This is a genomic window from Sulfurospirillum halorespirans DSM 13726 (genome assembly GCF_001723605.1).
GTDB lineage: Bacteria > Campylobacterota > Campylobacteria > Campylobacterales > Sulfurospirillaceae > Sulfurospirillum > Sulfurospirillum halorespirans.
On the sequence record NZ_CP017111.1, the window covers coordinates 249038 to 273399 of the forward strand.

Annotated in this window: 28 protein-coding genes; 24 read left to right on the forward strand and 4 right to left on the reverse strand. The window is 40.4% G+C overall.

Going from position 1 to position 24362, the window contains the following annotated elements; all coding sequences use genetic code 11:
• On the forward strand, nucleotides 1-495 hold the full coding sequence (locus SHALO_RS01260) for a chemotaxis protein CheW (protein WP_025343480.1): 495 nt from the start codon (nucleotides 1-3) through the stop codon (nucleotides 493-495).
• A 49-nt stretch (nucleotides 496-544) separates the two neighbouring features.
• Here the strand turns inward: SHALO_RS01260 and SHALO_RS01265 are convergent, their stop codons facing one another.
• The gene (locus tag SHALO_RS01265) at nucleotides 545-1459 is read right to left on the reverse strand and encodes a methylenetetrahydrofolate reductase (protein ID WP_069477025.1); all 915 of its coding nucleotides are present in this window, start codon (nucleotides 1457-1459) and stop codon (nucleotides 545-547) included.
• A gap of 134 nt (nucleotides 1460-1593) precedes the next feature.
• Between SHALO_RS01265 and serB the strand changes: the two genes are divergently transcribed.
• The 17 genes from serB to SHALO_RS01350 all read left to right on the forward strand — a co-directional run bounded on the left by serB (nucleotide 1594) and on the right by SHALO_RS01350 (nucleotide 17148).
• A complete protein-coding gene (serB, locus tag SHALO_RS01270) occupies nucleotides 1594-2214 on the forward strand; it encodes a phosphoserine phosphatase SerB (protein ID WP_025343482.1) in 621 nt (206 codons plus the stop codon).
• 12 nt (nucleotides 2215-2226) lie between these two features.
• Entirely contained in the window at nucleotides 2227-3225 is a 999-nt protein-coding gene (locus SHALO_RS01275) for a transaldolase (protein WP_069477026.1), read from the forward strand.
• A gap of 15 nt (nucleotides 3226-3240) precedes the next feature.
• The gene (locus SHALO_RS01280) at nucleotides 3241-4443 is read left to right on the forward strand and encodes a type IV pilus twitching motility protein PilT (protein ID WP_069477027.1); all 1203 of its coding nucleotides are present in this window, start codon (nucleotides 3241-3243) and stop codon (nucleotides 4441-4443) included.
• Nucleotides 4444-4509: 66 nt separating this feature from the next.
• The gene (locus tag SHALO_RS01285; protein ID WP_025343486.1) at nucleotides 4510-5046 is read left to right on the forward strand and encodes a 50S ribosomal protein L25/general stress protein Ctc; all 537 of its coding nucleotides are present in this window, start codon (nucleotides 4510-4512) and stop codon (nucleotides 5044-5046) included.
• Between the two features lie 8 nt (nucleotides 5047-5054).
• A complete protein-coding gene (gene pth, locus SHALO_RS01290; RefSeq protein ID WP_069477028.1) occupies nucleotides 5055-5630 on the forward strand; it encodes an aminoacyl-tRNA hydrolase in 576 nt (191 codons plus the stop codon).
• Nucleotides 5627-6685: an LptF/LptG family permease gene (locus SHALO_RS01295; protein WP_069477029.1), complete on the forward strand. Its 1059-nt coding sequence runs from the start codon at nucleotides 5627-5629 to the stop codon at nucleotides 6683-6685. Before pth ends, SHALO_RS01295 begins: the two co-directional genes overlap by 4 nt.
• Nucleotides 6686-6763: 78 nt before the next feature.
• Complete coding sequence (lysA, locus tag SHALO_RS01300) at nucleotides 6764-7969, forward strand: diaminopimelate decarboxylase (RefSeq protein ID WP_069477030.1); 1206 nt, start codon at nucleotides 6764-6766, stop codon at nucleotides 7967-7969.
• 24 nt (nucleotides 7970-7993) lie between these two features.
• Nucleotides 7994-9061 (forward strand): prephenate dehydratase, encoded by a 1068-nt coding sequence (gene pheA / locus SHALO_RS01305; protein WP_069477031.1) that lies wholly within the window; start codon nucleotides 7994-7996, stop codon nucleotides 9059-9061.
• A gap of 3 nt (nucleotides 9062-9064) precedes the next feature.
• A complete protein-coding gene (gene hisC, locus SHALO_RS01310) occupies nucleotides 9065-10165 on the forward strand; it encodes a histidinol-phosphate transaminase (protein WP_069477032.1) in 1101 nt (366 codons plus the stop codon).
• Between the two features lie 12 nt (nucleotides 10166-10177).
• On the forward strand, nucleotides 10178-11908 hold the full coding sequence (gene fliF / locus SHALO_RS01315; protein ID WP_069477033.1) for a flagellar basal-body MS-ring/collar protein FliF: 1731 nt from the start codon (nucleotides 10178-10180) through the stop codon (nucleotides 11906-11908).
• Nucleotides 11905-12933, forward strand: coding sequence for a flagellar motor switch protein FliG (fliG, locus tag SHALO_RS01320; RefSeq protein ID WP_069477034.1), 1029 nt, complete (start codon nucleotides 11905-11907; stop codon nucleotides 12931-12933). The genes fliF and fliG overlap by 4 nt, the downstream gene beginning before the upstream one ends.
• A gap of 4 nt (nucleotides 12934-12937) precedes the next feature.
• The gene (locus SHALO_RS01325) at nucleotides 12938-13258 is read left to right on the forward strand and encodes a FliH/SctL family protein (protein WP_069477035.1); all 321 of its coding nucleotides are present in this window, start codon (nucleotides 12938-12940) and stop codon (nucleotides 13256-13258) included.
• 34 nt (nucleotides 13259-13292) lie between these two features.
• Nucleotides 13293-13751 carry a transposase family protein gene (locus tag SHALO_RS15685; protein WP_069477036.1) on the forward strand — a complete coding sequence of 153 codons (459 nt, stop codon included), beginning with the start codon at nucleotides 13293-13295 and terminating at the stop codon, nucleotides 13749-13751.
• Nucleotides 13667-14131 carry a transposase family protein gene (locus tag SHALO_RS15690; RefSeq protein WP_084010640.1) on the forward strand — a complete coding sequence of 155 codons (465 nt, stop codon included), beginning with the start codon at nucleotides 13667-13669 and terminating at the stop codon, nucleotides 14129-14131. The genes SHALO_RS15685 and SHALO_RS15690 overlap by 85 nt, the downstream gene beginning before the upstream one ends.
• A 40-nt stretch (nucleotides 14132-14171) precedes the next feature.
• Nucleotides 14172-14651 carry a FliH/SctL family protein gene (locus SHALO_RS01340; protein WP_084010642.1) on the forward strand — a complete coding sequence of 160 codons (480 nt, stop codon included), beginning with the start codon at nucleotides 14172-14174 and terminating at the stop codon, nucleotides 14649-14651.
• Between the two features lie 15 nt (nucleotides 14652-14666).
• On the forward strand, nucleotides 14667-16499 hold the full coding sequence (dxs, locus tag SHALO_RS01345; RefSeq protein ID WP_069477037.1) for a 1-deoxy-D-xylulose-5-phosphate synthase: 1833 nt from the start codon (nucleotides 14667-14669) through the stop codon (nucleotides 16497-16499).
• A gap of 229 nt (nucleotides 16500-16728) precedes the next feature.
• Nucleotides 16729-17148 carry a Fur family transcriptional regulator gene (locus SHALO_RS01350; RefSeq protein WP_025343496.1) on the forward strand — a complete coding sequence of 140 codons (420 nt, stop codon included), beginning with the start codon at nucleotides 16729-16731 and terminating at the stop codon, nucleotides 17146-17148.
• A 43-nt stretch (nucleotides 17149-17191) separates the two neighbouring features.
• Here SHALO_RS01350 and SHALO_RS01355 read toward each other — a convergent pair whose 3' ends face one another.
• Both SHALO_RS01355 and SHALO_RS01360 read right to left on the reverse strand, forming a co-directional pair.
• Nucleotides 17192-17788: a peroxiredoxin gene (locus tag SHALO_RS01355; protein WP_069477038.1), complete on the reverse strand. Its 597-nt coding sequence runs from the start codon at nucleotides 17786-17788 to the stop codon at nucleotides 17192-17194.
• 109 nt (nucleotides 17789-17897) lie between these two features.
• Nucleotides 17898-19868: a methyl-accepting chemotaxis protein gene (locus tag SHALO_RS01360; RefSeq protein ID WP_069477039.1), complete on the reverse strand. Its 1971-nt coding sequence runs from the start codon at nucleotides 19866-19868 to the stop codon at nucleotides 17898-17900.
• Nucleotides 19869-20076: 208 nt separating this feature from the next.
• On the opposite strand from SHALO_RS01360, the gene SHALO_RS01365 reads away from it, so the two are divergent.
• The 6 genes from SHALO_RS01365 to SHALO_RS01390 all read left to right on the forward strand — a co-directional run bounded on the left by SHALO_RS01365 (nucleotide 20077) and on the right by SHALO_RS01390 (nucleotide 23451).
• Nucleotides 20077-20361 carry a DUF362 domain-containing protein gene (locus SHALO_RS01365; RefSeq protein ID WP_025343499.1) on the forward strand — a complete coding sequence of 95 codons (285 nt, stop codon included), beginning with the start codon at nucleotides 20077-20079 and terminating at the stop codon, nucleotides 20359-20361.
• Between the two features lie 153 nt (nucleotides 20362-20514).
• On the forward strand, nucleotides 20515-20928 hold the full coding sequence (gene ndk / locus SHALO_RS01370; RefSeq protein WP_025343500.1) for a nucleoside-diphosphate kinase: 414 nt from the start codon (nucleotides 20515-20517) through the stop codon (nucleotides 20926-20928).
• 107 nt (nucleotides 20929-21035) lie between these two features.
• Nucleotides 21036-21302, forward strand: coding sequence for a DUF177 domain-containing protein (locus SHALO_RS01375; RefSeq protein ID WP_238585268.1), 267 nt, complete (start codon nucleotides 21036-21038; stop codon nucleotides 21300-21302).
• Between the two features lies 1 nt (nucleotide 21303).
• Nucleotides 21304-21456, forward strand: coding sequence for a 50S ribosomal protein L32 (gene rpmF, locus SHALO_RS01380; RefSeq protein WP_025343502.1), 153 nt, complete (start codon nucleotides 21304-21306; stop codon nucleotides 21454-21456).
• Nucleotides 21457-22449: a phosphate acyltransferase PlsX gene (plsX, locus tag SHALO_RS01385; protein WP_069477041.1), complete on the forward strand. Its 993-nt coding sequence runs from the start codon at nucleotides 21457-21459 to the stop codon at nucleotides 22447-22449. It abuts the gene before it with no gap.
• A gap of 9 nt (nucleotides 22450-22458) precedes the next feature.
• Nucleotides 22459-23451 carry a beta-ketoacyl-ACP synthase III gene (locus tag SHALO_RS01390; RefSeq protein ID WP_069477042.1) on the forward strand — a complete coding sequence of 331 codons (993 nt, stop codon included), beginning with the start codon at nucleotides 22459-22461 and terminating at the stop codon, nucleotides 23449-23451.
• Nucleotides 23452-23493: 42 nt separating this feature from the next.
• Here SHALO_RS01390 and SHALO_RS01395 read toward each other — a convergent pair whose 3' ends face one another.
• Nucleotides 23494-24321 (reverse strand): prephenate dehydrogenase, encoded by an 828-nt coding sequence (locus SHALO_RS01395; RefSeq protein ID WP_069477043.1) that lies wholly within the window; start codon nucleotides 24319-24321, stop codon nucleotides 23494-23496.
• Nucleotides 24322-24362: the final 41 nt, after the last annotated feature.

Here is a 24362-nt window from a genome sequence, read left to right on the forward strand (position 1 = left end):
ATGAATGATAAACTCAATCAAATTCTTAAAAAACAGCAAGAACAAGTTGATGAGCCGCACAAAAAAGAGGATGATGTTATTCAACTGGTCGGATTTATTATAGGGCAAGAAGAGTACGCGGTGCCCATTTTAAGCATTCAAGAGATCATTAAGCCGATTGAATACACAAGGGTTCCCAGTGTGCCAACGTATATCTTAGGTGTCTTTAACCTTCGCGGAAGCGTCATTCCTTTGATTGATCTTAGAAGTAAGTTCAAAATGGACCCTGCTAAAGTGACGGAAGATACGCGCTACATCGTTATGAAGGGTGTCGATAATACCGCAGGCTTTGTGATTGATCGTCTCACAGAGGCGATTCGTATCAAAAGCAGTCGTATCGGACCACCGCCTGAAACGATTCATGCGGAAAAAGGGATGGTGTACGGCATTGGAATGCGGGATGAAAATATCTTGACGATTCTTAAAGTCGAACAGCTCTTAAAACGCGATTTCTAAACCCTCATAAAGCGCCAAATCAAGCTATTTGGCGCTTTACATGTAAACCTTAATACTTCACCAAATCTGCGACCAATTCAAAGTTATTGGCACTCATCATATGAATCTTTGGATGAATCTTTTTAAGTTCTAAAAAGGCATTTAACGAGAGTTCAAACCCTACTTTTTTCTCTTCTTCTTCACTGATTTTTTTAGCATGTGCTAGTTTGTCCATCCAGATAGAAGGCACATGAATGCCTGGAACGTGCGCGCTCAAAAATTGAGCGGTACGCAGTTTGATAATCGGAAAAAACCCTAAAATGAGTTGCGCTTGGCTCTGCTCTTTGTTGATCTCGGCTTTGGCATCTTTGAGTAAGTCTAAAAGCATTTTCGCATTTTCAACGCTGTAAACAGGTTGGGTGATGATGCCCACCGCGCCATGTTTGATCTTTGTTGCCATCTTTTTCATTAAATTTTTAGGGGTATTGGCATGTGCATTGCACACCGCAAAGGAGTAAATGGGTTTGGGTTGCGTTTTAAACGGTTTTCCCGAGTAGTCAATGCCTGCATTAAAGCACTGAATGATTTCTAACAGAAGCGTACTGTTTCCTTCAAAAACCCCTTTAACGGCGGGTTGATCACTTGCGCTCGCTGGATCTCCCGTAAGGGCGAGAATCGTGCGCAGATCAAATCCATTCGCACCCAAAAGGTCTGATTGTAAGGCGACTTTATTGCGGTCTCGCATGCTCATTGTCGCGATGACGGGTTTATGAAACTGTGTTTGAAGTTTGAGCGCGCCAAAAAGCGCATTGAACTTAAGGCGTGCGAGCGGATTGTCGGTGGTGCTAAAGCCATCCACAATTTTATCCAGTCCAAATGCCGCAATTTTTTCAATAATCGGCTCAAACGTTGGCTCGTGCATCGGGGTTGTCTCAAGCGTCAAGAAGGTGTCATATTTTAACTTTTCGATAAAATTTTCAATCATTGCGTTTATCCATTCGGGTGAACTTTGGCGTATTATAACTTAAACACTGAAAAAGAGGTAATTGTTTTATGTTTTATTGCCTAAGCAAGATACTGCTATAATAAGTGCCTTAAGAATCACAAGGAGCAGTCTGGATGAAGTTGTGTGTGTTTGATTTTGACTCAACGCTGATGGATGGCGAAACCATCGATTTTCTAGCCAAAGCGCATGGAGTCGAAAAAGAGGTTTCAACGATAACTGAAGCTGCGATGCGTGGAGAGCTTGATTTTTTCGAGAGTTTGAGCACACGTGTAGGGCTTTTAAAAGGGATGAACGCCAAAATTGCAGAAGAGATGTGCGCTTGCTTACCTCTGATGAATGGTGCCAAAGAGGCAATCTCTGGACTGAAAGCCAAAGGCTATACGGTAGTCGTTTTTAGCGGAGGTTTTCGCATCGCAACGACACCTGCTAAAGCGATTTTAGGGTTTGATGTGGACTTTGCGAATGTTTTACATGTAAGAGATGGACATCTTAGTGGACTGGTCGGTGGCGACATGATGTTTGGTTTTTCCAAAGGTGATATGCTAAGACGCTTGCAAAATCTTTTACATGTAAGTTATGAAAATACGATTGCCGTGGGTGATGGCGCGAATGACATCTCGATGTTTGAATGTGCGGCGAAGAAAGTAGCCTTTTGCGCCAAACCGATTTTGAAAAATGCCGCTAATATCGTGATCGATGAGAAAGATATGCGTAATCTTCTCCAATTTATTTAAAAGAGTCAAACAATGTATAACAATGAACTGAAATTTTCGTTATGGTGTGATTTTGTGGAGCGAAGCTTCCTTGAGGGTGAATTTGGCGAGTTGATCGCAAACAATGTCATTAATGCGGCAACGAGCAATCCTTCTATTTTCCAAGCCGCGTTTTTAGGTTCACCTGCATATGCGGAAGATAAAGCAAAACTCCAAGGCAAATCCGCCAAAGAGATGTATGAAGCACTGGCGATTAGCGACATTCAACTTGCCGCCAAGAAACTTTTAAACTCGTATAAAAAAGGTGACGATGGCTTTATCAGCATTGAAGTCGATCCTTTCTTGTGCGATGATACGGAAGCGACCGTGGAAGAGGGCAAACGCCTTTTCAAAGCGATCGGTTATCCGAATGTGATGATCAAAGTTCCTGCCACCGAAGCTGGTTTTAGTGCAATGGAAGCGCTTTTGAGCGAAGGCATTAACGTCAATGCTACTCTTGTTTTCTCCGACACTCAAACCAAAGAGTGTCTCAAAGCCTTTGGCAGTGCGAATAAAACGTTAGTCGAAAAAGGGGTTAAAAAACTTCCCCAAGCAGTCATCAGCATCTTTGTGAGTCGTTTTGATCGTAAGCTGGATGCTGAGCTTGCCAAAATTGATTTTGTAACATCACGCGTAGGCATTATGAACGCCATGCGTTGTTATGAGCTCATTCAAAATGCGAAGTTACCCAATGTGAGAACGTTGTTTGCGAGTACAGGCGTTAAAGGCGATAAGCTGAGTCCTGATTATTACATTAAAGAACTTTTCCTCGAAAACTCGATCAATACCGCACCACTTGCAACAATCAAAGCATTCATCGCCTCTTCCAAAGCGTGCAAGCCTATCGAGCTTAGATCCGATTGGATTGAGAACTTTTTTCACTCCGTAGAAGCCAATGGCATCGATATGAACGTTGTATGTGATGAGTTGATGGATGAGGGTTTGCGTGCCTTTAAAGAAGCTTTTGTAGAGATTTTAAACGAACTCAAATAGACAAAGGATGCCCCAATGGCAGCAGTTGAAGTCAATGTAAGCGAACTCACATTTGAGATGACCAAAAAGCTGAAGTTTTACCTCAGCAAGCTGGTTGAACATAAGGGAAGCGATTTACATGTAAAGACAGGAGCGACCATTCGTGGGCGTATTCATGGTGAAATTGTCTCTTTTTCCAAAGAGGCGCTTGGGTACCAAGATGGACTGACGTTGGCAAAAGAGCTTTTACGAAGTCGTTTCCCTGAGTTGGTTGAGAAGAAAAACATTGACTTCACCTTTAAGCTCAACGATGAGTACCGTTTCCGTGTTAATATGTTCTTTCAAGTCGATGGTGTCTCAGCGGTATTTAGAACGATCCCGATGGTGCTTCCTACGATTGAAGCCCTTCATTTGCCTGTCATTTTGAACACACTGTGCGATCTTCCTCGTGGTCTTATTTTAGTCACAGGTCCTACGGGATCGGGTAAAACAACGACACTCGCTTCGATGATCAATCGCATCAATAAGACGCAAAAAAAGCATATTATCACGATTGAAGACCCCGTGGAGTTTATCTACAAAGATGAATCGTGCGTGGTCAATCAGCGTGCCATTGGGCAAGATGCCATCTCCTTTTCCGATGCGCTTCGTGCCGCGCTTCGTGAAGATCCTGATGTCATTTTGGTGGGTGAAATGCGTGATCTTGAGACGATCGAAACGGCGATGCACGCAGCCGAAACCGGTCACTTAGTGCTCTCCACACTGCACACCGTGGATGCGAAAGAGACCGTTGGGCGTATCATTGGTATGTTTCCAGGAAGCGAGCAAAACCGCATCAAGATGTCGTTAGCATCTGTTTTGCAAGGCATTGTTGCGCAACGATTGGTCAAAACAGTCGATAATGGACGAACAGCGGCAGTCGAAATTTTGGTGAAAAATGCCCGTATTGAAGCATTGATTTTAGAAGGTCGTGAGGGCGAAATACCAGACGCACTCAAAGAGGGAAAAGACGTTTACAAAACCCAAACCTTTGATCAAGCCCTTTTAGGATTGTACGCAGAAGGCAGAATCTCACGTGAAGCGGCGATCCAAACCTCGACCAGTCGCAATGACATTACGATGGCACTGGATTTTTACGATGCCGATAAAAGTCAAAAAGAGACACGCAAAGATGAGACGCGTGTGAGCATTAAAGAGCTTCAAGAGATCGATAAAGACATCCTTAGCTTAAAGAAATAGAGACTTTATACAGCTTTTAGGTTTACTCCTGTACAATTAGCACCTTATTTTTTACAAAGGAAAACTATGTTAGAAGGCATCATTAGAGATAGTATCGAAAAAAAGGCTACCAAAGCGCTTCGTAGAGATGGATATCTAATTGCTAATATTTACGGTAAGGGTGAACAAAACATCAATGCTGCATTTAAAGCAAACGAATTCATCAAAGCAGCAAAGAACAAAGAGACTCTTATTTTCCCAGTCAAAGTTGCGGGTAAAGAGTACAATGTTGTGATCCAAGATTACCAAAGAGACCCCGTAAATAGCAATCTTTTACATGTAGATTTGCGTATTGCACTTCCAGGTGTTCTTAGTAAATATTTAGTGCCTGTTATGCTTGAAGGTCTTCCCGTCGGCACAAAAAACAAAGGCGTTTTGATTCAATCAAAAAAACGTTTAACCGTTAAATGTACAGCAGAAAATTTACCAAACAGCTTCGTCATTGACGTCAGTGGACTTGATGTTGGTAATACTGTTCTCGTACGTGATATCCCCGTTCCAGCAAACGTTATCATCATGGATGAGACACGTGTTTCTGTTGCCGGAGTTATTAAAGCGAAGTAACGCTTATTATGACACTGATCGTAGGGCTTGGAAATCCAGACTTACAGTATAAAAATAATCGACACAATGTCGGTTTTATGGTCATCGATGCACTCATCGATGACCAATCTTCATGCGAAAAAATCACCAAAGCCAATTTCAAAGGCGAGCTTTTTAAAGCCACTTCGATGCTTCTTCTTAAACCCACAACCTATATGAATCTCTCTGGCGAAAGTGTTAGAGCCGTTGATGATTACTTCAAACCCGATCACATTATTGTGATTCATGATGATTTAGACCTTCCTTTTGGAACCCTGCGTTTTAAAATCGGAGGCGGTCATGGCGGTCATAATGGGCTAAGATCGATTGATGCACATATTGGTGCTGAGTATATTAGGGTTCGCATTGGCATTGGAAAACCCTTGCATAAAAGCGATGTAGCGAAGTATGTGCTTTCTGATTTTTCAGCGTGTCAGCGAGAATTTTTACCTGAAATTCTTTTACATGTAAAGAAAAGCATTCAAGCCCTCCTCACACAGGATTTAAAAGAAGTTTCGCTACAATACTCCCTTAAACAAACACTGTGCGATGGGGATAAGGTATGAAACTTTTTGAGAAATACATTGTTAAAAATTATCTCAAAAATTTCTTTGTTATTTTCATAGCGCTTGATCTTTTTTATGTTGGTGTTGATCTGCTCACCAATTATAATAATATTCCCGATTCTGCCAATTTACAGCTACTCTACGCGATTTTTCAAGGGATGAATGCGGTCAATTATGTGTTGCCACTCTCCATTGTTTTTGGCATGGTTGTGACCTATTTTGGCATGATCAAATCCAATGAGCTCATTTGTATGTACGCTTCAAGTATCTCAAAACGCTCTTTGGTCAGACCTTTTTTTCTGACGGCTTTAGTTTTAACACTGGGCTATATCGGGCTTAATTGTACTGAGTTTGCCTATGCGTACGAGTACAGTGCCAATCTTAAAAAATACAACCGCATCTCCACCAGTTCCGAAGATCTTTTTTTAAAACACGATAACCAGTATGTCTATTTTAAACGGCTTGATCCTCTTAAACAAGTCGCATACGATGTCACTATTTTTGAAGTGGAAAGTGTGGATCTTACCAAGATTATTCGCGCTTCCGTTGCTTCGTTTATTAAAAATCATTGGGTCTTAGAAAATGTCAGTATCATTCATAAACCACATGTCAGCTCGCTGGATGATACGGGATACCGCACGGAAAGTGTTCCAACACTCAAAACGATGGAAAATTTTAAACCGAAGATCATGGACAATGTGTATCAGAGCGAATACGCGCTCTCCATTATAGACGGAATCGATGCGCTGCTCTTTTTTGAAACCCAAGGGGTGAATACCCATAAGATCAAAGCGACACTTTTTTATCAACTTTTTTTCCCGCTTTTTGCCCCTTTCTTAATTGTTATTTTGTACTATAAAGCACCCGTTATGGGGCGTTATTTTAATATGGCACTGATTGCTTCTTCGTTTGCTTTTATCACCCTTGTGGTGTGGAGCGGACTCTTTTTGCTTAGCCGTTTGGCAGCCAATGGCGTTATTTTTGCTGAGATTGCTATTTTACTTCCAATTATTCTGCTCTTTTTTACAGCATTACATTTTTACGCGAAACGCTAAATTGGGCTCTATTTAATCATTTTTTGTTGAACTTTTTGATAGAATAGAAAATTATTGTTATCTCTGATAAGGTTCAAAATGACGAAATTCCAAGCTTTGGCACAAAAATATGGCACCCCTTTATACGTGTATGATTTTGATACGATCGACACAAAATTTTCTGCTCTAAAAGAAGTTTTTAAAGCACGCAAATCACTGATCTGTTTTGCCGTAAAATCAAACTCCAATCTCTCTGTTTTAAAACACATGGCACACCTAGGTGCTGGATGCGATTGCGTCTCCATTGGCGAAGTGAAACGCGCTTTAGTGGCAGGAATCCCAAAATACAAAATTATTTTTAGCGGTGTCGGCAAACGGGATGAAGAGATTGAAGAAGCCCTTCAAAACGATATTTTGATGATCAACCTTGAGAGTGAAGAGGAGATGAATCGCGTTGAGATGATTGCCTCAAAACTAGGCGTGATTGCACGCATCAGCATTCGTGTTAATCCCAATATCGATGCACAAACCCATCCGTATATCTCAACGGGTCTTCATGAAAATAAATTTGGCGTGGATTTGGACAGTGCCAAACGCATGTACATTCATGCCAAAAATAGCGCTTCACTTGATCCTGTGGGCATCCATTTTCATATTGGAAGTCAGATAACCGAAGTGGAGCCTTTTAGAGAAGCGGCACTGGTGTTGGCGAATTTATTACGAAATTTAAAAGCGCTCAAAATAGAGATTAAATTTTTTGATGTGGGTGGTGGCATTGGTATTCAGTACAAAGATGAAACAACTGTTGATCTTTATGCTTACGCTCAATCAATTTTTGCAGCCCTTACCGGTCTTGATGTCACACTTGTGTGCGAACCAGGGCGCTATTTGGTAGGCGATTGTGGCTTCTTTTTAACGCGCGTGCTGTATGAAAAAAACAATGGTTTTAAACGCTTTGTGATCGTTGATGGTGCTATGAATGATCTGATTCGTCCAAGCCTGTATCAAGCGTATCATGCCATTGATGTTGAAGGCAAAGAAGATCACGCAACAAGTGTGTGTGATGTCGTTGGGCCTATTTGTGAAAGTGGTGACTTTTTTGCGAAAAATATTGCATTACCTGCCCTTGAGCACGATGATCTTCTGATCGTTAAAAGCGCAGGAGCCTACGGCTTTACGATGAGTAGCAATTACAACACACGTACGCGCGTCGCCGAAGTTGCACTTGAAAAGGGCGAAGATCGTTTGATTCGCCAGCGTGAAAGCTTTGAAGATGTGATTGCATTAGAGCGAGCATATCTGTGAGTTATTCCATAGGAAAGGCACATCATGCAAGTAATCGATAAATTTCGAAAAGAGATTGATCTGATTGACAATGAGATCTTAAAACTGCTCAATGAACGTATGGAAAAGGTCAAAGAGATTGGACGTGCCAAACAAACCAGTGGAACAGCAATTTACCGACCAGAACGTGAAAAAGAGATCTTAGATCGCCTCAAAGCGCTCAATAACGGTGCGCTGAACACAAAAGCGATTGACGCAATTTTTTTAGAAGTCTTTGCCGTAAGCCGCAATCTAGAATTTCCTGAGAAAATCGCATTTATGGGACCAGAAGGCAGTTACACGCATCAAGCCGCAGAGAGTCGTTTTGGCGCGATGGGCAGTTATATTGAAGTCAGTTCCATCGAAGCGGTGTTTCATGTCTTGGAAAATGGTGAAGCAAAATACGGCGTAGTTCCTGTGGAAAATAACACCGCAGGTGCCGTGGGTACGACACTGGATTGTTTAGGAAAATTTAGCTCAAAAATTGTGGCCGAACTTTACATGGACATCCACCACTCTTTTGCTACGGTGTGTGAGGACATTAAAAAAGTGAAACGCATCTACTCACATCCGCAGGGTTATAACCAATGTCGAAGATTTCTGGAAGAGCATATGCTCTTAGGTGTGGAGTTTATTCCCACCAAATCAACGGCAGAAGCGGCGAAAAAAGCAAGCGAAGATCATGATGCTGCGGCGATTTGTTCCCACATTGCTGCTAAATTGTCGAACGTGCCCATTTTGTTTGAAAAAATTGAAGACAATATGGCAAACCAAACACGCTTCTTGATTTTGAGTGATTTTAAAAACAAAAAAGGGGTGCATAATAAAACCTCCATTTTGGCGAAAACTGATGATAAACCTGGCGGACTTGTGGAGTTTTTGCAAACCTTCCAAGATCAAAAAGTGAATCTTACGAAGATTGAGTCGCGCCCAACGAAAGAAAAAGGGTTCCAATCCATTTTTTACATGGATTTTGAGGGACACATTGATGATGAAAATGTCCAAAAAGTGATCGATGAAAATAGAGACAGATACGATATTAAATGGCTTGGAAGCTATATTTGTGGAGGATGAGGAATGCAATTTAACGGTGTTTTAGCAAATTTAAAAACGTACGAAGCGGGCAAGCCGATTGAGCTTGTGGTACGTGAGTATGGCATTGAAGCCAAAGATGTGATTAAACTAGCAAGCAATGAAAACCCAAGAGGGTGTAGCCCAAAAGTGATTGAAGCGGTACGCGCAGAAGCGGTTCATATGAACCGTTATCCCGATGACAGTATGTATGAACTCAAAGAGTCTTTGGCGAAAAAATACCATGTTGAAGATAAAAACATTATCATAGGCTCAGGCAGTGATCAAGTGATTGAGATTGCGATTCACGCGAAAGCCAATGCGAATACGAAAGTGTTAATGGCCGGTATTACCTTTGCCATGTATGAAATTTATGCGCTTCAAACAGGTGCAAAAGTACTTAGAACACCTTCTGCTCAGCACAATTTGAAAGAGATGCTTGAAATTTATAAAGCGAATAAAGATATTTCGATCATTATGCTTTGTATCCCAAATAATCCTTTAGGCGAGTGTTTGGATGCTAAAGATGTTTATGCTTTTTTAGATCAAATTGACAAAGAGACATTGGTGGTGGTTGACGCCGCTTATTTGGAGTATGCACGCTTTAAAGATCCTGTAAAAAATATTGATGCCCAAGAGCTAATAACCAAATATCCTAATGCCATTTACACAGGCACGTTCTCAAAAGCGTATGGACTGGGCGGTATGCGTTGTGGTTATGGCATTGCACAGCCTGAGATCATTCAAACGTTTTTGAAACTTCGAGCACCGTTTAACATCACCAATCTCACACTTAAAGCGGCGATTGTAGCGCTGAGTGATGAAGCGTTCATGGATGCTTCGGTTAAGGAAAATTTTGAGCAGATGAGCGCGTATGAAGCATTTGCAAAAGAGCTTGGATTTAAAGTGATTGAGAGTTATACCAACTTTATCGTTTTAGAGTTTGACGCAAGTAAAAACTCTGGCGCAATTGCGCAAAAGTTGATGGAAAAGGGTATAATCGTTAGAAATTTAGGATCGTATGGTATGAATGCTATTCGTGTCACTATCGGAACACCAGAGCAAAACGCACGCTTTTTTGAACTCTTTAAAACAATTTACATGTAAGAGAAAGACACCATGGAGCTTAGAACACTTTTAAACCAAATAGCAACACTTATACAAAACTTGACCTTACGCCAAAGGATTGTTGCCGCCGTATCGATTGTTGTCTTGATTGGTTTTTTAGTGTTTCTGACGCTTTATAAAAATTCCACGTCTGCCAAAGGAAATGGCTACAGTGTTTTGTTTGAAAATACAACCGCAGGTGATTCTGCGCTGATTATTCAACAGCTTGAAAAAGAGAAAGTTCCTTATAAAGTGCTCAATGAAGGCACCATCGCAGTTCCGAGTGATGTCGTTCATAAGCAGCGTATTGCGATTGCAGCCCTTGGCATTCCCAAAAACAGCAAAGTAGGTTTTGAGATTTTTGATAAAACCGAGTTTGGTGCGACCGATTTTGAACAAAAAATTAAATACATTCGCGCCCTTGAGGGTGAACTTGCGCGCACGATTGAAAGCCTTGGCCCCATTGCCAATGCAAGTGTGCATATCGCGATTCCGAAAGAGACCGTTTTTGCGCAAAAACAGGCGGCTCCAACGGCTTCCATTGTTTTAAATATTCGCCCTAGCATGAACCTTTCCATCAAACAGATTATCGGCATTAAAAATCTCGTTGCAGCGTCTGTTTCTAACCTCAATGCTGAGAATGTCTCTGTTGTCAATCAAGACGGTGAGCCTTTGGGTGACGAGCAGAGCAACATCTTCCAAGGCGAGCTCGTTAAAAGTCAAATGCGTTATAAAAAAGAGTTTGAGCACAATGTTGAGCAAAAAATTATCAATGTCTTAGCCCCTGTGATTGGTGGTGTCGATAAAGTAAATGCCAAAGTAACGATTGATTTTGACTTTTCACAGCAAGATTATGTGAGTGAAACGTATGATCCAAACTCAGTCCCTAGAAGTGAGCAGAGTGTTGAAGAGAAGCGCGAAGGAAAAGAGCCTCAAGATGTGGGTGGCGTTCCAGGTGCTATCAGCAACATAGGGCCTGTTCAGGGACTCGAAAATGGTAAAAAAAGTGAAACCTATCAAAAAAGTTCAACCACGACCAATTATGAAATTTCTAAAAAAGTGGTCAATTCCAAAGATGAATTTGCGAAAATTAAGCGCTTAACAGCAGCCGTGGTCGTGGATGGCGTTTATAAATACGGTGTGGACAGTGAAGGTAAGAAAAAGAGTGAGTTAGAGTATTTTTCACTTTCCAAAGAGCAGATGGACGCCATTCGTGATGTGGTGCGCCAAACGGTTGGATTCAATCAAACAAGAGGGGATGAAGTCACGGTCAGTAACTTTGAATTCAAGCCACTCTCCAGTGATGGAACCCGTGCTCCAACTAAAGACATGATGGATAAAGTCTCTAACTACGTAGGGCCATTGGTTCCACTGGTTAAATACCTGATCGTAGGTATCTTGCTCTTTATCTTCTATAAAAAAGTCATCATACCGTTTAGCCAAAAAATGGTGGAGACGAAATTGGATGACTTTGAAGATGAGGTCGAACCGGTTACTGCCCATGAAGAAGAGGGTGCCGAAGATACCTTGGAGAAATTCAGACAAGCGCGTAAAAAAGTGGAAGATCAACTTGGCATTGGTCAAGATTTTAACGAAGAAGCGCTTAAATACGATGTTTTACTTGAAAAGCTTAAACATGTTGCTGAGCAAAAAGGTGAAGAATTTGCTTCGCTTTTACAGTCTATGATTCGCAATGAAGGCGACTACGATAGTAGCAGAAACAGTTCTAAGGATATTGGATAATGAAACTAACAGAAGAGCAAAAAACCCTCTATAACGAACTTTCCATGTCTGAAAAAGCGGCCATTTTGATGATCCAACTGGGTGAAGATTCAACCGCTAACCTTTTTTCACATATGGAGATAGACGTTGTCACAGATATTTCAAAATTTATTGCAACGGCAAAAAATATTGATAAATCGGTTGCCAATGCTGTTTTAGAAGAATTTTATGTTATTTTACAATCAAACCAGTACATCCGAAGTGGTGGTATGGAGTATGCGAAAGAGATTTTATACCGTACCTTTGGAGCGGAGGGTGCTCAAAAAATTCTTGATAAACTCTCTAAATCAATGGAAAATTCTCAAAGTTTTGGTTATCTCTCTCAAATTAAGCCTCAACAATTGGGTGATTTTATTATGAATGAGCATCCTCAAACGGTAGCGCTTATTTTGGCACATATGGATCCAACGAGTGCGGCTGAAACACTCTCGTTTTTCCCTGATCAGTTGAGAAGTGAAGTAACGATTAGAATGGCAAACTTAGGCGAGATTTCACCTTCTGTTGTTAAAAGAGTTTCGGCTGTTTTAGAGAATAAACTCGAATCCTTGACTTCGTATAAAGTTGAAGTGGGTGGGCCTCGTGCGGTGGCTGAAATCCTCAACCGTTTGGGTCAAAAAGCGTCCAAAACAACGATTGCCTACATTGAACAAGCCGATGAAAAACTCGCTTCTATTATCAAAGATATGATGTTTACATTTGAAGATATTATGAAACTTGATGGCAATGCTGTGCGTGAAATCCTTAAAGTTGCCGATAAACGTGATTTAATGGTAGCGCTGAAAGGCTCAGCCGATGATCTTAAGCGAAAGTTCTTTGATAATATGTCACAACGTGCTCAAGAAGCGTTTGTCGAGGAGATGAACTTTTTAGGGGCTGTTCGTGTTAAAGATGTCGAAGAGTCTCAACGAAAGATTGTTGAAGAGGTGCAAAAACTTTCAGAGCAGGGCATTCTCCAAATCGGCGAAGCCGAAGAGATGATAGGTTAAGATCGTGACAGAAAATATTATTGATAAAGAAAAAGTAGACGATCACTCTGTTAAACCGTATCGGTTTAAGGTTCTAGGCTCCAACGTAGCAGATGGCGCAACACCTTTACATGTAAACGAAGAGTACATCACTGAGAACGCTTTTGCTAGCGAATCAAAGCATGTTCCTGATGAAATCGTTAACATTGCCCGCATTGAAGAGGGAACCCAAAATCAGTTTATTGAAGAGCTGCTCAAAAAAACCGATGAGCTGACAACCAATGTGGTGAAACTTCAAATTCAGATTGAAAAACAAGAACAAGACTTTAATAGACTTCTTTCATAACCCCCAAAAGGTCTAAAAATTGCTTTAAAGGGTGATGAAAACATATGAACGATTAAAACAGATAAGACCAGCGGAATTTAAACGGTTGGTAGGTGTAAAAAAAGAGACTTTTGAGGTGATGCTAGAAGTCTATAGTGAGTATCATGAGAAGAAGAAACAACAAGGTGGAAGACCAAATCGTCTTTTGCCAGAAACGCAACTTTTGTTGATGTTGGAATACTATAGAGAATATCGTAGTTTGGCACATATGGCATTTGATTATGAGATTAGTGAACCAACAGCATCAAGGATTATAAAAGAGGTAGAAACGGTACTGATACATTCAGGGAAGTTTTCATTACCTGGTAAAAAAGCATTGCATCAAGAGGGAGGAATTGAACTTGAATATATTGTCATTGATGCGACTGAATGCCCAGTGCAACGCCCAAAAAAAGACAATGGCGTTGCTACAGTGGGAAGAAAAAGCGTCATACTGCCAAAGGACAAATTGTGATTGATGTGAATTGTCGTATCATTTGTACCGCAATCAGTACACGCACAATGCATGATTTCAAACTCTTTAAAACATCTCGGTTACCTATCAAAAAAGAGACAAAAGTATCTGTAGACACGGGTTATCTTGGTATAACATCTTTGCATCCTAATACGGATATTCCAAAGAAAAAAAGCAAGCTACATCCACTTAGTATGGAGGATAAAATTATCAATAAAGCAAAAGCATCCCTACGCATTGTCGTTGAACATATTAATGCAAAAATAAAGACTTTTAAAATGCTTGGAGAAAAGTATCGTAACCGCAGAAAACGATTTGGATTACGCTTTAATTTGATCTGTGCTTTGATTAATTTTGATCGTGGTTTTAGGATTATTTGATGGGTTATGAAAGAAGTCTAATAATAGACTCACAGAAGAGCTGACCAGAGAGCGTGAAAATGCCTATGCTCAAGGGTACCAAAAAGCCAAAGATGAGCTTGAAGATGTGGCAGCCGAGATGAAATCGCGCTATTTAAAATCGATTGGGCATTTGGATACGCTTTATAAAAGCATCGAAGAGAGATTGGCTAAACTAGAAACCGATATGAGTGTGACGGCTTTTGAGATCGCCAAAGAGGTGATTAAAAAAGAGGTGAGTGTCTCAAGTTCAAAAATTGCCGCATCGCTTTCAAAAGCCTTATTGCAAGAGGTTAAAGATGCAATTAAAATTGAACTGAGGGTCAACCCTAAAGATTTAGAGGCACTTAAAGAGCTTTACGCAGAAGATGAAAAAATCAAGGTAACGTCTGATGACGCGATTACCTTAGGTGGCGTTGTCATTCTTAGCGACGTGGGAAACCTCGACGGCAATTTGGCGATGCGTTTAGAAAAAGTAAAATATTTACTACAAGAAAATTAAAAAGTACTGGAAGAGATGAAAACATTACGAGAATACTCCATTGAAGAATTGAACGAATATTGTGAGCAAATTAGGCAAAAAATTATTCAGACCGTCAGTAAAAATGGTGGGCATCTGAGCAGCAATGTAGGTGCTGTGGAGCTGATTGTTGCCATGCACTATGTCTTTGATGTGAAGAATGATCCTTTTATTTTCGATGTAAGTCATCAAGCCTATACCCATAAACTGCTCACCGATCGTTGGGATCGTTTTGATACGCTTAGGGAGCTTGATGGCATCAGTGGCTACACAAGACCTGATGAATCACCGTGCGACTACTTTGTTGCAGGGCATAGTTCTACGTCTATTTCACTTGCTGTGGGTGCTGCAAAAGCGATAGCGCTCAAAGGGGAGCAATACAAACGTGTACCCATTGCGTTGATTGGAGATGGCTCACTCAGTGCGGGGATGGTGTATGAAGCACTCAATGAACTAGGCGATCGCCGTTACCCTGTTGTCATTTTACTTAACGATAATAAAATGAGTATTTCAAAGCCCATTGGTGCCATCAGTAAGTTTCTATCCAGCGCGATGGCGGGTGGATTTTACCAAAGAATTAAAAAAACAACCGAGCAGATTTTGCAATACTTGCCAGAGAGTGCTACGTACATGGCGAAAAAGTTTGAAGAGAGTTTTAAACTGATTACCCCGGGTATTTTATTTGAAGAGTTAGGTATTGATTATATTGGGCCGATTGATGGTCATGATGTCGAAAGTCTGATTCGTGCATTGCAATCCGCACGAAGTCTTAAAAAACCTGTGATCGTTCATGCTCAAACCCTCAAAGGCAAAGGCTATGAGATGGCGGAGGGATACTACGAGAAATGGCATGGCGTAGGTCCTTTTGATGTTGCCAGTGGCGAAGCGATCAAACAAGGGCTGAGCAAAAATGCAACCACGATGTACTCTGAAGCATTGATGCAATTGGCTAAAACGCACGACAATGTCGTAGGTGTCACCGCAGCCATGCCCAGCGGCACAGGATTAACGCCTTTAATTCAAGCCTATCCAAATCGTTTTTGGGATGTGGCGATTGCTGAACAACATGCCGTAACGTCGATGTGTGCAATGGCGAAAGAGGGTTTTAAACCCTATATCACGATCTACTCCACCTTTTTGCAACGAGCGTATGATCAAGTGATCCATGATGCCTGTATTATGAATTTGGATGTTGTTTTTGCAATTGATCGTGCGGGCATTGTGGGGGAAGATGGCGAGACACACCAAGGGGCATTTGATATTTCTTACTTAAGTGCAGTTCCTCATATGACTTTAATGGCGCCACGTGATGAACGAAGCATGCACGCAGCGATTCACTATTCTTACCTCCACAAAGGTCCATTAGCCATTCGTTATCCAAGAGGATCATTTTTAGAATCAGATGCTTTTGAATCCGTGCCGTTTGAGTATGGAAAAGCGCAACTGCTCCAACAAGGGCAAAGTAGCATTCTTCTTTTAGGGTATGGTGCAGGGGTCGGAAAAGCCGTTGCAACTGCAAAATTATTGGCTGAGAAAGGTATTGAAGCAGCAATTGTCGATTTGCGATTTGTTAAACCTTTGGATGAGCCACTGCTGATCTCTTTAGCGCAAGAGTATGATCAGTGGTATGTCTTTAGTGACAGTGCAAAAATTGGTGGTGTTGGCTCATTACTGATGGCATTGAAAGAGAAATATGCTTTACATGTAAAGATTAAAACCTTTGAATATGAAGATGCTTTTATCACACATGGTGCGACACATTTGATTGAAAAAAAATTGGGCATTAGTATCGAACAGTTATCCGAAGCCATTTTAAAGGAACTCTATTAGAGTTCTTGCAGAACTTTTTACACGTCTTTAAAGCAAAGCTCCAAAGACTACGTTAACACTGGGTTTTGCTCGGCGCAATACCCACGAACCTCTGGTGCTTTTTCTTCTTTCAAAACGCATTTTGAAAGAAGTATATTAATTAATAAAAACTATTAGTTAGTTTTTTTTCAGGAAGATTGATCTAATTTATGGAATCATTCAGAAAATAGTAATAGGAAAGGGGTCTATGATGAATGATTTTATCACTCTTCTCAAAACCAAAGAGCTTAAAGCAACACCCCAAAGAATATCGGTTCTTAAAGAGTTAGGTAAAAAGATGCATCCAACGATTGATGATCTTTATGAGGCACTTAGAAAAGAGAATCCATCGATGTCTTTGGCAACGGTTTATAAAAACCTTGCAACACTGAAAGAAAAAGGTGTGGTGATTGAAGTCAATACCGCTGAGGGGAAAATGCGCTATGACATCTACTCAAAGCCACATATTCATATTATTTGTAAACAGTGTGGAGCGATTGAAGATGTGGATTATGACCAAAATTTGTTTGAATATCAAACAGCGTTAGAGCAGGCTAAGAGCGTTAAAATTGATCGAATGGATGTGATTGCTAGTGTTGAGTCATGTTCTGTGTGTCACAAGAGGTCATAAAAAAGAGTACGCTAAGAGAGTTCATCTCTCTTAGCGAAGATGATTATAGTTTTTCTGAGTTATGCGCTAGATAATCAGCAACACCTTCTGTGCTTGCTGTCATACCTTTATCGCCTTTTTGCCAACCTGCTGGGCACACTTCACCGTATTCATTTGTAAAGAGCATCGTATCGATCATTCTGAGCATCTCATCAATGTTTCTTCCAAGAGGTAAATCGTTGATTACAGCATGTCTTACCGTGCCGTCTTTGTCGATCAAGAATGAACCACGAAGTGCAACACCCTCTTTGAAAAGAACGTCGTAATCACGAGAAATTTGTTTGGTAATATCAGCAACCAATGGGAATCTTACTTGCCCAATTCCACCTTGATTGACAGGAGTGTTTTTCCATGCAAAGTGTGAAAATTGTGAGTCAATTGAGACACCAACAACATTAATGCCACGGTTTTTGAACTCTTCAAGTCTTTTATCAAAGGCAATGATTTCAGATGGACATACAAAAGTGAAATCGAGTGGATAGAAGAACAAAACAGTTCCTTTTGATCCAAAGTTTTCGTACAGATTGAAATTATCGACAATTTGATTGTCACCTAGAACGGCAGTTGCTGTAAAATCAGGAGCTTTATTGGTTACTAACATAGGTATCCTTTAATTGAGAATTTTTATTGGTACAGAAATTATACAATTAAATATAAAAAACTCTTTTAATCAATAAGACTAATTTTATCCAATAAGTTTTAACCCAAATTTAGGTTCTAAATTCTTCAAGCTTATGGTTGAGGTTTTCCGTCATTTTGCTCAGGTGTTCTGCTGCTCCTGCTATCTCTTCAACGCTACGGCTATTCTCCGTTGAAATTTTATTGATTTCGCCTATCTTGGTGATAATAGCATCAATTTCAGTACCCGTTTGAAGATAGTTATCAACGGTATTTTCAGTTGTTTTTGTCACAGCATCAATAATCGTAAAGCTCTCTTGCAGACGATTTTCAACCTCTTGAGCGCTGATGGCGAGCTCCTCAATTTTGTGAGAGTTGTGGCTCATCTGCTCACTGGAGTTAACGATGGATTGAACAATAACATTAATCGTTGCATTGATTTCAATAAGGCTTTTTTGAGTGCGTTCCGCTAGTTTTCGTACTTCATCGGCAACAACAGCAAAACCACGTCCATGCTCTCCTGCGCGCGCAGCTTCAATGGCGGCATTTAAGGCAAGGAGATTGGTCTGATCCGCAATGTCACTGATGACGGTTAAAACACTTCTGACTTGTTCCGCATCGGTGCTAAGTTGGCTTAATTTTTGAGCCAGCTCAATTTCGGTGACAGAACTTTTTTGTATCTCATCAGTGAGCGCAACAACGGCATTACTGGCTGAGTAGAGTGAACGGTTGGCTTTAATCATCTCTTCTTTACTGCTCTTAGCTTGCTCGATGGAGCCTAACATATTACCACGCACTTGATTGGCTTGTTTGGTGGTATCAAAGACAATGGTGGTTGATTGTTCAACCAATTTTTCAACTTGCAATGAGGTGGTTGAGAGTTCATGAGAGATAGACGAATTCTCGCTAGAGAGCGATTTTGCATTGCAGATGAGCACACGCACTTTTTCAATAAAATGGTTGATTTGCTCACTCGCTTGTGCGATTTCATCACTGCCTTTAATCTGCAGTTTTCGGGTAAGATCGCCATCCCCACTGGAGAGCTCTTTGGCTTTTTCGATCAGGTTATTAAGCGGTTTGGTAATAATCTGATTGATAATAATCCAAATAACAAGCACAATGGCTAAAGTAAGAATTAAAGAGGTAATAATAAGTATATCTCGTAGTTTGTCGTTTGCTTCTTGAAAATCTTTTTCATTGGCTTTGGCGACTAAAACCCAATTCCACTTATTAAAGGCTTGAAAACTTAGGATCTTCTCTTCACCTTCTTCAATAATATGCAACATTCCATTTTTTTGCGCAAGCATTTTTTTATCAAGTTCTGAAATAATTTTCGCTCCATCGCTTTTGGGGTGAATATCATACGACTCACTTTTGGTATTCATCGCATAAAAATAGCCATGTTCTCCAATTTTCATCGTATTGATCTGTTCTTCAAGTGCTTTGAGCCCTTCAGTAAAATTGTAACCAATAAATAAAATGCCTAAAATTTTATCGTCTTCAATAATAGGAGCGTAAACGGTAATATAATCTTGACCAAAAAGCCGTGCACTACCAACATATTTTTGTTTTTTCATAATGGGTTCATACGCAGGACTGTTTTTACCTAAATAAGTTCCCATGGCACGTGAGCCGTCCTCTTTTTTCAACGAGGTAGAGATACGAATAAAATCATCCCCATTCAATACAAAAATAGTTGCAATCGCTCCTGTAATCTCTTTAAAAGCTTCCACTTTTGCAAAATTGTTATTAAGTGTGTAGCCGCCTGCCGCGATCAGAGGCGTATCAACACCATTGACTTTAATCTTCTCGTTGGCATCGACATGAAAAGAGCCAAAGCCCGCTTCAAAAATACTAAAAAGTTTCACGGCCGTATCTTCAAGAGCACTGTTATAAACTTGAACAGTTTGTTGTAAATCTGCAATATTTGAATGAATTTTTTGCTCAGTTTCTTGCTTAATATAGCCACTCAGATAAAAATTGATGTAAAAAATAAATGAAAAAATAGAGATAGAAACAATGAATACTTGTAAAATTGTCACTTTTTTTGCTATTGAGTTCATCTAATACGCCTCCGCTTAAACTAAAATCTAATTGAATGATAGTATTCAAATAATCCTTTTAAGATCGTTAAGGGGAAATAGAAAAAACGTCAATGAGTGTTTACCTTCTTTTGGTTTGAGGTGTTTGGATTACAAACAATTTTAATATCAATTTTAATTTAGTTTCGATATAGTTTTTTGCTAGTAAAAACTGAACTAAGGAGAAATTATGGCAGTAAAAATTACTGATATTTGTATCGCATGTGGTGCCTGTATCGATGAGTGCCCTGTTGAAGCAATTGTAGACGATAGTGACAACCCAACAGGTGCAGATATTTATTATGTATATGCTGACAAATGTGTAGAGTGTGTCGGACATCATGATGCCCCTGCATGTGCAGAAGCGTGTCCAACAGAAGGCTGTATCGTATGGGATGCTCCTTATCCTGGTCAGCCAAGTCGTGATGAAATCGGCGCAGATTTGAGAAAAGGCACAACGCCTTGTGCTGAGTAAAAACAGTAAAAACTAAAGAGGATTTTTCCTCTTTAGTTTTACATGTAAGATATTTTAGCGTCTCTTTATTGATATTAAAAAAAAATTCTGCTATACTCCCACGTTCTAATTCCCTACAAAGTTATGAAATTCAATTATATATAGGAGAGAATTGTGGAGAGCACATTATCTATTATTAAACCAGATGCAGTAGCAAAAAACGTTATTGGTAAAATTGTTGACAGATTTGAATCAAATGGGTTAAAAATTGCAGCGATGAAAAAAGTACAACTCAGCCAAGCGGATGCAGAGGCTTTTTACGCTGTTCATGCAAGCAGACCATTTTTTGGCGAATTGGTTTCATTTATGATTAGTGGTCCTGTTGTGATTATGGTTTTAGAAGGCGAAAATGCCGTTCTTAAAAACCGTGATCTTATGGGTGCAACCAATCCTAAAGAGGCAGCTAAAGGTACGATTAGAGCTGATTTTGCCGATAGTATTGATGCAAATGCAGTTCATGGTAGTGATAGCTTAGAGAATGCAAAAATCGAAATTGATTTCTTTTTTGCACGAAGAGAAATTCTTTAATTTCAATGCAGATCGAATTCAAAAAAATTCCCACAACTGGGATTCATTTTGAAACATCTTTAGGTGAAATTAGATTTTTTGGAGAAGCGTTAAAGACAAGTAAGACAATGGTAAAATGCACAGGTACAATGGAAGGAACCCTTCTTCATGTGTGTGATCGATGCGCTGAAAGTTTTAAGCTGATGGTCAATGAAAGTGTTGAAGTCTTTGCTTGTGAGGGTCTTTATGAAGATACTGAGGGTGAAGGGCTTTTAAATATAATAGAATTTTTTGACGGTTCGATTGATGTGGATTCAATGCTTCAAAGTGAGATCGAAGCCTTCAAAAGCGATTACCACTACTGTGGACAATGTGAACAACTAAAAGGAGAATAAAATGGCAGTACCTAAGAGACGCGTGAGTAAAACCAGAGGCGCGAAAAGAAGAACACACTATAAAGTAACCCTTCCTATGCCTGTTAAAGACACTGATGGAACATGGAAAATGCCTCATAGAGTGAACAAAACGACAGGCGAATATAAAAACTAAATGCTAACCATAGCAATTGACGCAATGGGCGGGGATTTCGGTCCTGCCCCCATTGTTGAAGGAACGCTTCACGCATTACGAGAACGTGAGTTTAAAGCACTTCTTGTTGGGGAAGTCGCTCTTTTAAGATCCCTTACCCCTCATGAATATTTAGACAGAATCTCATTTGTTGAAGCAACCGATATTCTTGATATGCACGAAGCCGCTACCAATGCCCTTAAACGCAAAGAGACCTCTATCTATAAAGCCGTTGATTTGGTCAAAGATAAAGTAGCGGACGCCGTTGTTTCCATGGGACATAGCGGGGCAACGATGAGTTTGGCAACATTGCGTATTGGAAGGCTTAAAGGCGTTTTACGTCCTGCTATTGCAACCATTATGCCAACGGCTGTTCCTGGCAGATTGAGTTTAGTATTGGATGTGGGTGCTAATGTGGATTGTAAAGCAGAACATTTAGCACAATTTGCGGTCATGGGTGAAGCCTATGCCAAAGATATTTTAAAAATTGCTAAGCCTAAAGTTGGCTTACTCTCTAATGGTGAAGAGGAGAGTAAAGGTAATGAAATTACAAAAGAGACATTTTTAACACTCAAAAAATTTGAGAGTTTTGTCGGTAATGTCGAAGGTAATAATATTTTTGACGGCTCTGTTGATGTGATCGTTTGTGATGGCTTTGTTGGTAATATTTTGCTTAAAGCCAGTGAAGGTGTTGCCGATTCGATTACCAAGATTATCAAGCAAAATGTAAGGCGCTCTCCTTTAGCCATTGCTGGGGCGGTACTGATGCGCAAAGTATTTAAAGTGCTTAAAAAGCAAGTTGATTATGCCGAGTACGGTGGAGCACCACTGATTGGCATCAATGGCTGTGCGATTATTGGGCATGGAAAAAGTAACTCTAAAGCGGTCAAAAATGCTATTTTTCAAGCGATCAATTTTTCGAGTTCCAGTATCAACGCTGATATTGAGCAAAAAATAGCGCTACTAGAGCAATAAAGGATAAACGTGTACGCATCTTTAAAATCCATTGGAGGTTATGCTCCTTCTCGCATCCTCAGTAATACCGATCTTGAAAAAATGGTTGAAACGAGTGATGAGTGGATTGAGAAGCGTACAGGAATTAAAGAAAGACGTATTGCCGCGGACGATGAGGCGACAAGCGATTTGGGTGTTAAAGCAGCCCTTCTTGCCATTTCGCGTGCGGGGATAGCTAAAGAAGAGATTGATCTTATCATCTGTGCGACACTTTCACCTGATTATCTGTGTATGCCCTCCACCGCGTGTGTAATCGCTGGCAAGCTTGGCATTAATGATGTCATGGCATTTGACATCAGCGCTGCTTGCAGTGGGTTTGTCTACATGCTTTCCATGGCAAAAGCTTTCATTGAATCAGGCATGAAAAAAAATATTTTGCTTATTGGTGCCGAAAAAATTAGTAGCATGATTGATTATACCGACCGAGGAACCTGTATTCTTTTTGGTGATGGTGCCGGTGCTGCGATTATTGGTGCGACTGAAAATAAAAACGAAGCTATTTTAGATATTCACGCATCCGCTGATGGACGTTATGGTGATCTTCTTATCACGCCAGGGTGTGGCTCAAAATATCCATGTTCTCAAGAGACACTGGATAACAAACTCAATTACATCAAAATGCAAGGCAATGAAGTTTACAAAGTGGCGGTTAAAACCCTTACCAACGATGTGATTGATATTTTAGAAAAAAACAACATTGACGCTTCACAAATTGATCATTTCATTCCGCATCAAGCCAATTTTAGAATCATCGAAGCGGTGCGTGCAAAACTTAATTTCCCTATCGAAAAAACCGTTCTAACCGTTGCAAAATATGGCAATACTTCTGCAGCGTCCATTCCGATGGCAATGAACGATGCTTATGAAGAAGGACGCATCAAAAAAGGCGATCTGATGCTCTTAGACACCTTTGGTGGTGGTTTCACATGGGCAAGCGCTCTTGTGCGTTTTGGCGGTCATTAATCCTTACATGTAAACCTAAAAAAGCTTACATGTAAAGCTTTTTTAGAGAATTTTATGCAAGGTGGTGGCTTTACTCATCCATGCTTCAAGACCACTCCAGTCCTCTTCTTCAATCATCTTTTTTGACTTTTCAAGCTCTTCTTTAAACACCTCAATCGAACTTAAAAGATTGGTTTTATTTTGCCTAAAAATATCCGACCACATTTGAGGCGAACTCTTAGCCACACGGCTCATATCCCTAAAACCGCCTGCTGCAAGGGCCAAAATACTCTTTGGATCTTCTTGTCCCATAACACTGTTTGCCAGTGCATAACTAATCACATGGGGAAGATGTGAGATAAACGAAGCATGCGCGTCATGGGAGATCGGGTCCATAAAGACGATTTTCATTCCAATGTGGGAGAACATCTGAATCGCTCGGTTTTTATGCAGGTCATTGCTGTTATCGGTATCGCATAAAACAACCACTTTGTCATGATAAAGATTTTGAATCGCCGCACTCGGGCCAAATTTTTCGGTACCGGTCATCGGGTGCGCGGCAATGAAATTGGAACGAATCGATTCAGGCACAGAAGCTACGATCTCCGCTTTGGTACTTCCTAAATCAATAATCGTTGTTGTATCGCGCACATCTTTAAGCTCTTGGAGTGCTTTGATAATGCCTCCAACAGGAATAGCAAGGAAAATCACATCGCAGGCTTTAATCTCAGCAAAGGAGACAATGTCGTGTACAAGATTGAGTTTTAATGCCTCTTCGCAGTGGCTCAGATTGTGGTCGAAGCCAACAATTTTAGAGACCAATTTGGTGTTCTGGAGTGCTAAACCTAAAGAGCCTCCCATCAAACCAAGTCCAACAATACCAACAACCATCAAAACTCCTTTTCTGCCGTATCTTCGAGCACTTACATGTA

Bases quoted from the DNA above. Each gene is read 5' to 3' on its own strand.
- SHALO_RS01375 (WP_238585268.1), top strand. From the start codon at position 21,036: ATGGTAAAATGCACAGGTACAATGGAAGGAACCCTTCTTCATGTGTGT.
- pheA (WP_069477031.1), top strand. From the start codon at position 7,994: ATGCAAGTAATCGATAAATTTCGAAAAGAGATTGATCTGATTGACAAT.
- serB (WP_025343482.1), top strand. From the start codon at position 1,594: ATGAAGTTGTGTGTGTTTGATTTTGACTCAACGCTGATGGATGGCGAA.
- SHALO_RS01295 (WP_069477029.1), top strand. From the start codon at position 5,627: ATGAAACTTTTTGAGAAATACATTGTTAAAAATTATCTCAAAAATTTC.
- SHALO_RS01280 (WP_069477027.1), top strand. From the start codon at position 3,241: ATGGCAGCAGTTGAAGTCAATGTAAGCGAACTCACATTTGAGATGACC.
- pth (WP_069477028.1), top strand. From the start codon at position 5,055: ATGACACTGATCGTAGGGCTTGGAAATCCAGACTTACAGTATAAAAAT.
- SHALO_RS01365 (WP_025343499.1), top strand. From the start codon at position 20,077: ATGGCAGTAAAAATTACTGATATTTGTATCGCATGTGGTGCCTGTATC.
- rpmF (WP_025343502.1), top strand. From the start codon at position 21,304: ATGGCAGTACCTAAGAGACGCGTGAGTAAAACCAGAGGCGCGAAAAGA.
- plsX (WP_069477041.1), top strand. From the start codon at position 21,457: ATGCTAACCATAGCAATTGACGCAATGGGCGGGGATTTCGGTCCTGCC.
- SHALO_RS01260 (WP_025343480.1), top strand. From the start codon at position 1: ATGAATGATAAACTCAATCAAATTCTTAAAAAACAGCAAGAACAAGTT.
- SHALO_RS01265 (WP_069477025.1), bottom strand. From the start codon at position 1,459: ATGATTGAAAATTTTATCGAAAAGTTAAAATATGACACCTTCTTGACG.
- SHALO_RS01360 (WP_069477039.1), bottom strand. From the start codon at position 19,868: ATGAACTCAATAGCAAAAAAAGTGACAATTTTACAAGTATTCATTGTT.
- SHALO_RS01350 (WP_025343496.1), top strand. From the start codon at position 16,729: ATGAATGATTTTATCACTCTTCTCAAAACCAAAGAGCTTAAAGCAACA.
- SHALO_RS15685 (WP_069477036.1), top strand. From the start codon at position 13,293: ATGAAAACATATGAACGATTAAAACAGATAAGACCAGCGGAATTTAAA.
- fliF (WP_069477033.1), top strand. From the start codon at position 10,178: ATGGAGCTTAGAACACTTTTAAACCAAATAGCAACACTTATACAAAAC.
- SHALO_RS01275 (WP_069477026.1), top strand. From the start codon at position 2,227: ATGTATAACAATGAACTGAAATTTTCGTTATGGTGTGATTTTGTGGAG.
- hisC (WP_069477032.1), top strand. From the start codon at position 9,065: ATGCAATTTAACGGTGTTTTAGCAAATTTAAAAACGTACGAAGCGGGC.
- lysA (WP_069477030.1), top strand. From the start codon at position 6,764: ATGACGAAATTCCAAGCTTTGGCACAAAAATATGGCACCCCTTTATAC.
- SHALO_RS15690 (WP_084010640.1), top strand. From the start codon at position 13,667: ATGCCCAGTGCAACGCCCAAAAAAAGACAATGGCGTTGCTACAGTGGG.
- SHALO_RS01285 (WP_025343486.1), top strand. From the start codon at position 4,510: ATGTTAGAAGGCATCATTAGAGATAGTATCGAAAAAAAGGCTACCAAA.
- dxs (WP_069477037.1), top strand. From the start codon at position 14,667: ATGAAAACATTACGAGAATACTCCATTGAAGAATTGAACGAATATTGT.
- SHALO_RS01395 (WP_069477043.1), bottom strand. From the start codon at position 24,321: ATGGTTGTTGGTATTGTTGGACTTGGTTTGATGGGAGGCTCTTTAGGT.
- SHALO_RS01355 (WP_069477038.1), bottom strand. From the start codon at position 17,788: ATGTTAGTAACCAATAAAGCTCCTGATTTTACAGCAACTGCCGTTCTA.